Genomic DNA, 11,625 nt, shown 5'->3' on the forward strand with positions numbered 1-11,625 from the left:
TCTGAACGTCAGGCGACGCCCGCGTCGCGCACCGCCTTTGCGTAGGTTCGGCTGACCGGCAGTTCGGTACCGTCGGACACGACGACGCTTGTTTTGCCGCCGTCTCGCCTGGTGGTTGCAATGGCGGAAAAGGCTACCCAGTGCGACCGGTGCACCTGGATACCGGTTGTGCTGCCTGCCTCGCTGATAGCATCCGCCAGCCGCAGCAGGACAAGTTCCCTGCCCTTGGCCGTGACGATTTCGACATAGTGGTCCTGCATCGACATATAGAGCAGTTCACCACGTTTTTCCGGCGGCAGGCGCAGCATCAGGCGCGCATCTGGATCGCGCGCGTCAGCATCAGCCGACGGTGATTGAGCCGGCTGAAAGAAGAAATACGCAACAATGCCGATGATAATGGCAACCGGCAACGCCTGAACCATCTGCCAGAAAACACTGGTGACGGTTATTGCTTCATTCAGGAACAATGTCCTGATCAGGCTGACCGCAAATCCGATGAACGGCGTTGCAAGGCAGCATCCGATGACCGTCTGCCATATGCCGATGCGGGAGCTGTCACCGTTCCACACGCTGACCAGTGCGACGCTGGTCAGCGCAATTGTCCATGTCACGAAATGCACGGTGAGCCAGAACCCCAGCCGTTCGGCGAACCCCAGCTGGCCAATCGTGCCGAACGGGCCGGTGAACACGAACAGCGCGACTATGGCGCCAAACGCCATCCACAGCCGTTTGTCGGAAAACAGCGACTGCATTTCACGAAGCGTGAGTTGCACAATCTGACGTTTCACGTAGCTCTTGCCCTTGTTGACGCATCACAACTTCTTAAATGCTGCAGCCCGTCGCTATGCCTTCAGGTGAGACACCAGTCATACCTGAAGGAATGCCGGATGAACATCAAGCCATTGCTGGAAGCAGGCCCTGCCATTCAACTGCACGTGGCGGCTGCTGCCTTTGCCGTCATGCTGTCGGTGGCGATCATTGTTATCCGAAGGGGAACGCCCGCGCATAAGCGAATAGGACGGGCATGGGTGGCGATGCTGGCTCTCATCTGCATATCGTCATTCTGGATAACCGGCATGAACGGTTCAGGCTACAGCTGGATTCATCTGTTGTCGGCATGGACGCTGCTGGGGTTGTGCAAGGCGGTCTGGGCGGTCAGGACGGGCCATATTCGTATCCATAAATATGCAATGATATCAACCATGATAGGCGCACTGCTTGGCGCGGGTTTCTTCGCGTTCATGCCAGGGCGGATGATGAGCGCCATACTGTTCGGATAACAGCTCAGTGCCCCATCGGCAAAGGCTTGCGGCGCAAGCCCGTCAGTGCGTTGAAACCGATGGCCAGCATCAATATACCACCGCCGATCAGCGTTGCCGCCGCTGCGGTTTCTCCCAGCACAATCCACACCCATATGGGTGCCAGAACCACTTCGGTCATGGACAGAAGTGCCAGTTCGGCACCCGGCACGACCTGTGACCCGAATGTGTACAATGTCATGCCAAGCGCGAGCAGAACCACGCCAAGCATGACAGCAATGGTGATTTCATGCATCGGCAGATCAAACCCCTGCCCGGTCCCGGAGACAACCAGCCCCGACAGCACCAGCGCAAACAATCCACCGAGAAATGAAACCGGCATCATGTCGGATGCCTTGCCCCGGCGCAGCGCGAGCGTGAACAGGGCAAACCCCAACGCCGCCATCAGCGCGACACCATCACCCTGCCAGTTGCCGGTGGTAAAACTGTCGGACACCATGAAGCCGATGCCGGCAAAACCAAGTACCATGGCCATCCAGGTGGCCTTTCGGACCCGTTCGCCCAACACCAGAAAACTGAGTAGAGCGACCATGAAGGGTGCGGTTGCAAACAGAAACGCCGCATTGGCCACGCTGGTCAGTTGCACCGCCCCTATGCCAGCGGCATAGGCCATGGTCAGCGCCATCCCGCCCAGCACACCGGGAACACCTGCTGTGCGTATTGCCTGCAAAGGCCGCCCGCCTGAACGCCAGTACATCAGGCAGAACAGCATCGGCAGAAGCCCCGCCGAGCGAAAGAACAGAATCTGCCAGACACTGGCGGTTTCTATGTGCCTGATACCCAGCGGGATGAGCGACCAGCAAACACCGGCCAGAGCGCACAGGACGACGCCCATTGGATAGGACAGATGCGATCCGCGATATGTTGCCTGACTAACCACATGGACAGGGTATGTCGGGATAAAAGCGTCTGTATATCGCGTCAACGACGCCCGAAAATGTCGCAAACAGACTACTATGTCCTGCCTTTGCCATCAGTCCCGGCTTGTCTTCAGCGGCAGTACTTGCCCTTGCCGGAGCGGCCATGCTTGCCGAGATCAAAATGGAAATGGTTGCGGTGCGCGGCATTTGCCTCTGGTCCGAGAACGGTCGTGAACGTGCCGCACGCCCGCCCGTGCACCCGCTTCAGAAACGCGCTCTCCTTACCGCCAGCTTTCCATCCGCCTTCAACTTCCACCACACGTCCGGATGCCAGCGTGAAGGCTGATACATCCAGCGCATTGCCGAACGCATGCTCGGAGATTTTCGCGCCACGCCTGTTGTCACGTCCGCGACAGGCATAAGACGCCGCAATGCGCAGTTTCACCACACGCTCCCCGAACGCCGAGCGGGCAGCCGGTTGCACCACCTTGCCGATCCAGCTGTTGGTGGCTCCCACCATCTGGCAGCGTATTCTTGCAGGCGTTGAGAATGCCACATCACCGATCGCCGACACCTTCCAGGCGTTCTTGATGCCGCAGGCACCCTTGCCGTCAACTGAGCCGATCGACACCGCATCGGCAATGGAGCGTGGGTTCACCGTGCACTGACCCGACGGCGGACGAACACCGGCACTGGTGAAGTCATCCGTGAGGTTGGGTTTGGATGAACACGCGGCAACGCCGACAAGTGTCAAACCTGCCGCAGCCCAACGGATCATGTCTGTCGAATATCGCTTCACGTTCATTCTCACGGCGAATAGATTGCAACCATGTTGAAACTACGTCAGCGTCATTAACGAAACACAACCATTTCAGGACCAGTCAGATGTACACGATTTACACGTCACCCGGTACCGGAGCATTCGCCGCCGAAGCCATGCTTGAGGCAGGCAATGCGCCGTGGAAGCGCGAGCTTGTCGATACCGGCGAAAATGAACACAGGTCTGCCGGTTTTCTTGCCATCAATCCGGCAGCGCAGTTGCCGGCGCTGATCTTGCCGGATGGCCAGTTGATGACTGAATCCGCCGCCATCTGCCTGTTCCTCGGTGATGCTCACCGCGACACGGGCCTGGCACCCCAGCCCGGTGATGCCGGGCGGGCCTCTTACCTGCGCTGGATGATTTATCTATCGGCCAATGTCTACGAGGCGGATCTGCGATGCTACTACTCCGACCGCTACACCTCCGATGCTGCCGGCACCGACGCAGTGAAGTCCTGCGCAATCAAACAGATGAACGCGTGCTTCGACATCATAGAAGAGCATCTTTCAAGACATGAATGGCTGGCCGACAAGACCATGTCGGCAGCAGACATCTACCTTGCCATGATAGCAAGCTGGCACCCCGACATCCCTGCACTGAAGCTTGCCTGTCCCCGTGTCGCCAATGTCTGGGGGAAAGTTGCAAATGTGGATTTCGTCAAGAAGGCAAACAACTTCCATCAGCTCTGGTAACGTTTTCCTGTCTGAAAGACGGGGCGTGACAACCGGTGAGCAGGTCACCTTCAAAACCTCACTTCTGCTGGCTTTCAATGTGGGTCGGTTCACTGAGAAAGGATCAATATTCCCCATATCTGGAGCAAAAGCTTAACGATTCTCTGGTAGCTGCAACCGGTGATTGCAGGCGGCGACGCCCAGGGAGGATGGCAAATATGGATCAAATGAGCACTATGCAAAGGCCACAGGACGAACAACTTGCCCGACCATCGGAGACAATACGTCCCCATGTTGGTCATGAACAGGGTACAACACAAACGGCCGAACCTTCGCACCAGCAAGGCCAGGTCAACGGTGTATCAGCAGATTTCCAGGTGCCAGATGCGCCACAGCAGTCAGCCTCGCCCGTGCTGTCCCAGAGCGAACTCGCAATCCTGCAGACCGCCCTTGCAACGCTCGACGATGAGCGCCTGTTGATGGTTCTTGTTCAGTTGCCGGCCTACCAGCTGGTCCGGGCGCTCGAATGCCTGCTGAAGCCGGTCGGCGCTGCTTCTTGTGTGCCGCAGTCCGAGTCGACTGACAACCGCGCGGCTGATCGCGCCAAGGTGTTTCGGGCAGCGAAGATAATATACAACAACAAGATGAGTGTCAGCGAATGCAGTATTCGCGACCTTTCCGACAGCGGCTGCCGAGTGGTTGCAGAGTCTCTCGCTGGCATACCTGATCACTTCACCCTGCATGTCCTGACCGGTGACACCAGATATGAGTGTGAAGTCGCCTGGCGAAAATACAACATGATGGGTCTGAGGTTTATTGGCTGAAGCGGCAGCCGACCAGGCAATGTCGGCAGTTGGCATCTGACCTCCCGGTTGTCAGGCATTGATTTTCAAAATCAATGTCACCGCAGACATTCGTCGATCTGCCTGAACCCGAACGGGCGTTCCGGCCTCACGCCTTCTCAATAACCCATAGAGCAACCGCCAGACCTTCCTGCGCCAGATGCGCAGGCGGGCTGAGTTGTTCATGCTTTGTGATTTTTGCGCCGGCTGCCTGTACCCACGACGTCATGTCATAGTGAGCAATACCCAGACGTCGATGGGCAAATTGCTCACGCAGAAACTCCAGGTCATGCGAGGCAAAATCCACCACCAGCAGGCGCCCGCCCGGTTTCAGCAGGCGCACTGCCTCGGCGATTGCCTTGGCGGGGTCCGCAACAAAGTGCAGCACCTGATGCAGGGTGACGAGATCGGCCGATGCGTCCTGCAATGTCAGCCTGGAAATATCACCCTGCCGGACCTGGACATGGTCCAGCCCGGCCTGGCCGAGATTCGCCCGGGCGAAACTGAGCATTTCGCGCGACATGTCGATGCCGATCGCCTCGTCGGCCAACGGTGCAAACATCTCCAGCATCCGGCCGGTGCCGGTACCCAGATCAACATACCTGCCAATGTGGCCGCCGCCGACCAGTTGGCGAATAGTATCTTCGGTCTTTTCCTCAGCGACATGATAGGCACGGATGGCAGCCCAGTTTTCGGCGTTCTCCGCAAAGTAGGCCTGGGCGTCCGCCTGGCGCTGCGCCTTGATCTGGGCGATACGCTCCAGGTCGCGGACAATTTGCGGGTCGTCATCAGCCATGAACCGGATCAGGGATCGGGCAAATTCGGCATTGCCCGAGCTTGTATTGAGGCGAAACAGCATCCAGGCCCCTTCCCGGTATCTCTGGATCAGGCCCGCCTCGACCATCAGTTTCAGGTGGCGGCTGACCCGAGGCTGACTTTGCCCCAGGATGGTGGTGAGTTCCGATACATTGAACTCGCCACGCGACAAAATGAACAGCAAGCGCAGCCGGGTTTCCTCCCCTGCTGCACGCAATCCCGCAAGAAGTTCATCAATCATCGCCATTCAATCGGACAGCCTGGTTGGTCAATTTTCTCTCAATAAACAGGCTTAGCCTGCCTTGACATCACCAGCAAGTCTGTCTGCACCCCCGATAATCTTGACGTCTGCCGCGAAACCGCTTTAGTTGTGTTAATTAATTGATTTGGAGATTGAGCACCAGCCTCACGGCGCAAGGTCTCATGTCGCGTTAATATTGCTCAAAGGACACAAACCGCATGAACCGGCGCACGTTAACATTGGGTACGGCATTGGCCGCCTTCATGATGGCAACAACTCTGATTGCCCCTCCGGTTGCGGCTGATCAGGCGGCAATCAAGTTCACCAAAAAAGTAGCCAATGATCTGCTGGCAGCGAACCGGTCGGGCACCATCACAAGTTTTGCGCGGGTCTTGCGCCGTCATGCTGACATTCCGGGAATTTCAAAGTACTCGCTAGGCAAGTATCAGCGGTTTTTGCGCTCATCGCAAAACAAGCGCTACTACAATGGCGTAACCGCGTTCATGGCACGTTACTTCGCTGATCAGACCCGCGAATACCGTGTGGCAAAAGCGCAGGTTCTGGACGCCAAGAAGGCAAAAGGCTCCGATATCGCTGTCAACACACTGGTCACCCTGCGCACCGGAAACAAGTATACGGTGCAGTTTCTGGTGCGCCGGGCAGGCAAATCCTTCAAGATCGCCGATGTAAAAGTGTCCGTACCAATCGTGGGATTTGTTTCACTGACCTATCAGCAGCGCGGCATTTTCCAGAAGTTCCTGGTGAAAAAAGGTGGCGATCAACGCGCCGTCAACCAACTGGTTGAAACCCTCAATCGCTGAAACATGATCCGGAACTGACTTTACTTGGCAAATTTTGCCCGGGCAGCCTGAAAGTCATCCGACATCCATGCAACCAGTTGCTGGTCCTTGTCATAGGCACTTGTCGCATAATCAAGCGCATGCGCTGATGCGTCGATCTGGCGTTTGATCATTCGGACCGCAAGCCCCGGATAGCCGGCAATCCTGTCAGCCATCCGCTTCGCTGCGCCAAGCGCCCCGCCCGCCTCGCAAACCTCATCCGCAAAACCAAGCCGTCTGGCTTCATCCGCCGTCCACTCTTCACCGGCCAGCAAAACGCGCCGGGTTGCCTGAACGCCGACCAGCGCGATCAGCCTTGGCACCGAATGCCATCCCATATTATGCGCCACCTGGACTTCAGGTGCGCCAAACCGGGCACTTCGCGAGGAAACGCGAAAATCACACATCGACGCCAGTGCCAGTCCGCCGGCAAGGCATGGACCTTCAATGGCACATATGACCGGCACCTCGATGCCTGCCCATGCGCGCGCCAGCCTGGGGCCGCGTTCGCTGTAGTGCCGTTTATCGCGCAGGGACATCTCGTTGATCTGGTCAAAAACCGGATCGGAAAGGTCCATGCCTGCGGAAAAGATCCTGTCCGTGCCGGTCAGCACGACACATTTCAGGTCAGTATCGTCGACAAAATCCAAAGCGGCAGCGGCCAGTTCATCCATAACGTCAAACGACATGGCATTGGCCCGCCCGCCGCGATCATAGGTGACAATCGCAATGCCGCCCTTACGAGCAATGGTTACGGTCTGTGTTTTCATGGCCACAAGCTGCACTTTTGCGCGCACTGGTTCAAGTCTGCACCCCGTTTCTGGCCTTGCCCGCAGGTGCGAGTTTCCGCATATTGGCCGCGATGGTAAACAAGACAGTGAAACGCAGGGACGTGCTGGTTGCAATGTCCGCCGGTCTGGTCGCTCTCGGGTATCCCGGTTCCGGCATGGTGTTGGCCACGCCTGCTTCGCCGTCGGAGAAACTGGTCCATGACGCAGCCAACCGGTTTCTCGATGTGATGAGAAACGGCGCCCATCACCATGAAATCGCTGACACGCTGGATAAATATGTCGCCATGAGTTCGCTGGCCCTGTTCGTTTTGGGCAAGCATCGCCGCAAACTGAAGTCGGATCGGCAACGAGCATATGTGGACCTGTTCAACCGTATGATCCTCAAAGCCATTGCCAAAAACGGCAAGAAGGTCCGCGGCACTGCATTCGTGGTCACCGGTTCGCGCGGCAATATTGTGCGCGGTTATGTGCAACACAAACAGGACCGCCGCACGGAAGTGGAGTTCAGGACGAAAGAGGATCGCATTACCGATATCCGCGTTCAGGGTATCTGGATGGGGATTCTGCTGCGGCAAAGCTTTGATCACGTCATACATAAAGGCGGCAATATCGACGCGATTTTCACCTTCCTGAAATCAGGCAAGGTTCCGCTATGACCGGATCCTCCGTCAAATGTGGTCCGGCAGATATTCGTGACGGTGAAATTAGGTCGCAGCGCGATCCGGCCGTGGAAACCGGTGATGCGCATGTGGTTTTTATTGGTCGTATCAGGTCGCCATGGCGTGAGCGCAGCGAGTGCCCGAAAAACATGCGGCAGGCCCGCGAAAAATCTGCGGGCGATTGCAGTCTGGAAATTGATGAAGCCTGGCGTCCGGGACTAGCTGGTCTCGCGGCCGGCGATTACCTGCATATCCTGTACTGGATGCATCAGGCCCGGCGCGACATTGTCCTGCAGAGACCGCGTCATCGCGAAACGCCGGCAGGCGTTTTTTCTCTGCGCTCACCTGTACGGCCAAATCCTGTTGCCATGGCGCTGGTAAGGATCACCAGCGTCGATCCAACGGCAGGCATCATCGGCATAGATGCGACAGATGCACTGGACCAGACACCTTTGGTCGATCTCAAGCCATATTTACCCGCCATTGATCACCCATCGGATCGCTGAAAACGTAACGTCAGGCAGATCACGACCGGTTGTAACTCAAGGTGCTTTATGCGATAGCGAAGCACGGCGGAGTGGTGGGAATGGCAGAGTTGGAAATTATCGGACCGGCACGTGATGCAGGTGTGCGCATCTGCAGGATGGCGTGTATGGAAAAAGGCATTCTGTATCGGTTTCGCGAACTTGACTACGGTTCCCTGCAGGCTCTGAAAGAAAACATGTTTGGATCTTTACCGGCATTGCGGCACGGCAAGATCCGGCTCTTCGAGATCCGCGGCATCACCCACTATATCGATCATCGCTTCAATGGCAGGGCGTTGGTGCCCGCCGACCCAATTCGATCGGCCGAAGTGGAGCAGTGGATCGGTGTCATTCACTCCCGCCTCGGCAAACTGATGGGCGCCCAATCAGCAGCAGCTGTGCAGTGCGGCGACACCCGGTCCTGCCTCAAGGTATTGAATGAGTGCATCGGCAGCAGGACCTGGCTGGTTGGACGAGGATTTACCCTGGCAGATATGTGGCTGCTTCCGGCGGTACATAACTTCTGCATCCACACCGGTCACACCAGTTTGTTGCACGATCTTCCCGCCATTGGCATCTGGTATGACAAGCACAAGTCACGCAAGTCCTGGAAATCCCTGTGCGGTGATGAAAGCCCGGATGGGAAATGATTGAATTTGCACTTGCCTGCTTCTTCCTGCTGATCACGCCCGGTCCCGGCGTACTGAGTGTTGCAGGCGTTGGCTCCGGTTTCGGTTTCAAGGCCGGGTTCTCTTATCTATGGGGCTTGTGCGCGGGTAATTTTGCCGTCGGGATGGCCGTTGCAACCGGCTTGGCGGCGGTGTTGTTCTCCATCCCCTATCTGCGTTTGATCCTGTTGTTTGCCTCAATCGCGTATCTGACCTACCTGGCGGGAAAAATCGCTTTTTCCGGCAACAGGGTTGCCCTGATCGCTCCTGAAAAAGCGCCCGGGTTCTGGAATGGTTTCACACTCCAGTTCATCAATCCCAAAGCCTACGCGGTCAATACCGCTTTGTTTACCGGCTTCGCGTTCCTGCCATCCAGTTATACTCTCGAAGTAGCCCTCAAGATCGCCGTGCTGAACGCATTCTGGATACCGATTCACTTTCTGTGGCTCGGCATTGGCGTTTACCTGAAGCGGCTCAACCTGCCGGACGCCATCCAGAGGCTGATCAATATAACCATGGCAGTCACCATGCTCGCCGTTGTCGGGCTCGCCCTGTGGGCCGAGCGAAACTGATGGTTAACTGTTTCTTGACGCGATCATACAAATCGCGATTCCCGCGCTAAACGCCTGCCAAGATTTATCCGCTAGGCTCCGGTCAACAACTCAAAGTTGAGTTTAAATGCGGACCCGGAGCAACACGTGTTCATGCCAGCACACGACGCTCCGATATTTTGGAACCCGGGGGTTCTTCTGATGCGGTGGCCACGCCCTGTCGGAAGGTGCGTCGGGTGTGGATACGATCTTGTCAGACAGACGTCATAGCAAAAGGAAAAGAGCGGACAGGCGAAATGCCCGCTACCTTCACCTGCTTGTACCGATAGCTGTTATCATGATGGCGGCGCTGCTGAACTGGATCGAAAGGCAGCACATCGACCTTGAAGGTGCGGATCAGCAAGTTGAGTTCACCCGTGCATCGCAACAACTGGTCAACACGATTTCAACGGTTTCCGGCACCGGCAGGAAATCGCAGACAGTCCGTCTCGGTTTGTTGAACTCCATAGCGTCTCGTCCGCAAGTCGAGTGTGCCGTACTGTCATTCCCCAACGGCAAGAACCTCGTGAGCGGCAAGGCCAAGGCCACATGTGCTGAATGGGTAGACAAGGCGGAAACCGCCATTGCGAAACACAATGGCTATACACTGAAAGTCTACCACACCAGGACCCTGCTGGAGCGGTCCCATGAAATATTCTTGCGGCTGACCCTGGTCGCCCTCTTATGCGGATTGTCGCTGGCAATCGTGTTCAACAGCCTGTTCCATGATCTGTATATAAAGCGTGAGCTGCTTTCCACGTTCAAGGCGCAAAAACGGGCCCAGCGCGCGCGTGCCGTTGCTGAACGGGTCGCAACTGAGGCCGAGGCCCACAGTCACGCAAAGAGCGACTTCCTGGCGACAATGAGTCATGAAATCCGCACACCGCTAAACGGCATTGTCGGCATGGCAACCTTGTTGTCGGATAGTTTGAATGATGAAACCAAACGTGGTTACGCGCAGATGATTTCCACGTCCGGCCATGCGTTGCTGGACATTCTCAATGATTCACTTGACCTGTCCAAGATTGATGCCGGCAAGCTGACCATGCGACCGGAAACCTGCGACCTGAAGCAGTCCATCTCCGAAGCCATTGACCTGTTCAACATCCGCGCCCGGGAAAAGGGCATCGACCTGGTATGCGATCTTGACGATAATCTGCCCGGATTTGTGCAAGTCGATCCGATGCGGTTGCGGCAACTGCTGACCAACCTGATCTCCAATGCCATAAAGTTCACCGAACATGGTGGTGTCGTACTGAATGCAAGTGCGGTGCATAACGCTACAAGACCCGGCCATGCCAACGTCTGTATCGAGATAACCGATACGGGCATTGGCATTGGAAAAGACAGCCTTGCCGAAATATTCGATCGTTTTTCACAGGCCAGCCAGTCATCCCACATACAGGTTCAAGGCACCGGCCTCGGTCTGGCCATCTGCCGCGAGATTGCCCAGCTCATGCACGGCAGCATCGAGGTCAGCAGCAAGCTGGGTGAAGGCACGACATTCACCGTCAATCTCAGTGTGCCCGTCGTTGAGCAATCACACCTGGGCCAGCAGGCCGCTACCCAACCCGTCAGCCAGGCCGCACAACGCAGTGCCGCCAAGATAATGCTGGTCAACAACAATTCCAGCGTCGCTTACGATATAAAGGCCCGGCTGGAACAGCGCGGTTACAAGATCAGCCACGTCGCCAATTACAGCCAGGCACTGAACGGCCTGCGCAAAGGTCACACCGGCCCCGTCATTGCCAACCTGGACCAGAACCAGGACGTATCGGAAGAGGTCAACAAGTTCCTCGCAGAAGCCGGTCAGCGGCGGGTCAAGACGATCGGCATTTCAGATCGTCCGGCCTCACTGGACCACGCATTGACGAACCAGGTTGACGCATTGGTGGTAACCCCGGGTCCATGGGACGACCTGTTGCGGGAAGTAGCCTTTGCCTGCATGGACATGGAAAACACTGTTCCCGACGCCGCCTAGACCC

General features: G+C 56.8%; 14 protein-coding genes. 9 read left to right on the plus strand and 5 right to left on the minus strand.

What is annotated here, in order from left to right:
* Positions 1-8: 8 nt before the first annotated feature.
* Positions 9-788 (minus strand): LytTR family DNA-binding domain-containing protein, encoded by a 780-nt coding sequence (locus tag DHN55_RS11145; RefSeq protein ID WP_337660171.1) that lies wholly within the window; start codon positions 786-788, stop codon positions 9-11.
* A 99-nt stretch (positions 789-887) separates the two neighbouring features.
* Here DHN55_RS11145 and DHN55_RS11150 point away from each other — a divergent pair, with 99 nt between their 5' ends.
* A complete protein-coding gene (locus DHN55_RS11150) occupies positions 888-1,280 on the plus strand; it encodes a hypothetical protein (protein WP_108881344.1) in 393 nt (130 codons plus the stop codon).
* Between the two features lie 4 nt (positions 1,281-1,284).
* Here DHN55_RS11150 and DHN55_RS11155 read toward each other — a convergent pair whose 3' ends face one another.
* Both DHN55_RS11155 and DHN55_RS11160 read right to left on the minus strand, forming a co-directional pair.
* Positions 1,285-2,154 carry an EamA family transporter gene (locus tag DHN55_RS11155; RefSeq protein ID WP_108881345.1) on the minus strand — a complete coding sequence of 290 codons (870 nt, stop codon included), beginning with the start codon at positions 2,152-2,154 and terminating at the stop codon, positions 1,285-1,287.
* Positions 2,155-2,309: 155 nt separating this feature from the next.
* Positions 2,310-2,978, minus strand: a complete 669-nt coding sequence (locus DHN55_RS11160; protein ID WP_337660172.1) for an extensin-like domain-containing protein — start codon at positions 2,976-2,978, stop codon at positions 2,310-2,312.
* A gap of 86 nt (positions 2,979-3,064) precedes the next feature.
* Here DHN55_RS11160 and DHN55_RS22320 point away from each other — a divergent pair, with 86 nt between their 5' ends.
* Together DHN55_RS22320 and DHN55_RS11170 are read left to right on the plus strand one after the other, a co-directional pair.
* Entirely contained in the window at positions 3,065-3,691 is a 627-nt protein-coding gene (locus DHN55_RS22320) for a glutathione S-transferase family protein (protein WP_337660173.1), read from the plus strand.
* 356 nt (positions 3,692-4,047) lie between these two features.
* Positions 4,048-4,494 (plus strand): PilZ domain-containing protein, encoded by a 447-nt coding sequence (locus DHN55_RS11170; RefSeq protein WP_337660174.1) that lies wholly within the window; start codon positions 4,048-4,050, stop codon positions 4,492-4,494.
* Between the two features lie 127 nt (positions 4,495-4,621).
* Here the strand turns inward: DHN55_RS11170 and DHN55_RS11175 are convergent, their stop codons facing one another.
* Positions 4,622-5,575, minus strand: coding sequence for a metalloregulator ArsR/SmtB family transcription factor (locus DHN55_RS11175; RefSeq protein ID WP_108881348.1), 954 nt, complete (start codon positions 5,573-5,575; stop codon positions 4,622-4,624).
* Between the two features lie 212 nt (positions 5,576-5,787).
* On the opposite strand from DHN55_RS11175, the gene DHN55_RS11180 reads away from it, so the two are divergent.
* Positions 5,788-6,390, plus strand: coding sequence for an ABC transporter substrate-binding protein (locus tag DHN55_RS11180; RefSeq protein WP_108881349.1), 603 nt, complete (start codon positions 5,788-5,790; stop codon positions 6,388-6,390).
* Positions 6,391-6,410: 20 nt separating this feature from the next.
* Here DHN55_RS11180 and DHN55_RS11185 read toward each other — a convergent pair whose 3' ends face one another.
* Complete coding sequence (locus DHN55_RS11185) at positions 6,411-7,178, minus strand: enoyl-CoA hydratase/isomerase family protein (protein ID WP_337660175.1); 768 nt, start codon at positions 7,176-7,178, stop codon at positions 6,411-6,413.
* Positions 7,179-7,270: 92 nt separating this feature from the next.
* Between DHN55_RS11185 and DHN55_RS11190 the strand changes: the two genes are divergently transcribed.
* From DHN55_RS11190 to DHN55_RS11210, 5 genes are all read left to right on the plus strand, one after another.
* Positions 7,271-7,855: an ABC transporter substrate-binding protein gene (locus DHN55_RS11190; RefSeq protein ID WP_108881350.1), complete on the plus strand. Its 585-nt coding sequence runs from the start codon at positions 7,271-7,273 to the stop codon at positions 7,853-7,855.
* Positions 7,852-8,364: a tRNA (N6-threonylcarbamoyladenosine(37)-N6)-methyltransferase TrmO gene (gene tsaA, locus DHN55_RS11195; protein ID WP_108881351.1), complete on the plus strand. Its 513-nt coding sequence runs from the start codon at positions 7,852-7,854 to the stop codon at positions 8,362-8,364. The genes DHN55_RS11190 and tsaA overlap by 4 nt, the downstream gene beginning before the upstream one ends.
* Before the next feature lie 80 nt (positions 8,365-8,444).
* Complete coding sequence (locus tag DHN55_RS11200) at positions 8,445-9,032, plus strand: glutathione S-transferase N-terminal domain-containing protein (RefSeq protein WP_108881352.1); 588 nt, start codon at positions 8,445-8,447, stop codon at positions 9,030-9,032.
* Positions 9,029-9,622, plus strand: coding sequence for a LysE family transporter (locus tag DHN55_RS11205; RefSeq protein ID WP_108881353.1), 594 nt, complete (start codon positions 9,029-9,031; stop codon positions 9,620-9,622). The genes DHN55_RS11200 and DHN55_RS11205 overlap by 4 nt, the downstream gene beginning before the upstream one ends.
* Positions 9,623-9,938: 316 nt before the next feature.
* A complete protein-coding gene (locus DHN55_RS11210; protein ID WP_108881354.1) occupies positions 9,939-11,621 on the plus strand; it encodes an ATP-binding protein in 1,683 nt (560 codons plus the stop codon).
* The last annotated feature ends 4 nt before the right edge of the window (positions 11,622-11,625 follow it).

Origin of the sequence: Anderseniella sp. Alg231-50, assembly GCF_900149695.1 — a bacterium.
Lineage (GTDB): Bacteria > Pseudomonadota > Alphaproteobacteria > Rhizobiales > Aestuariivirgaceae > Anderseniella.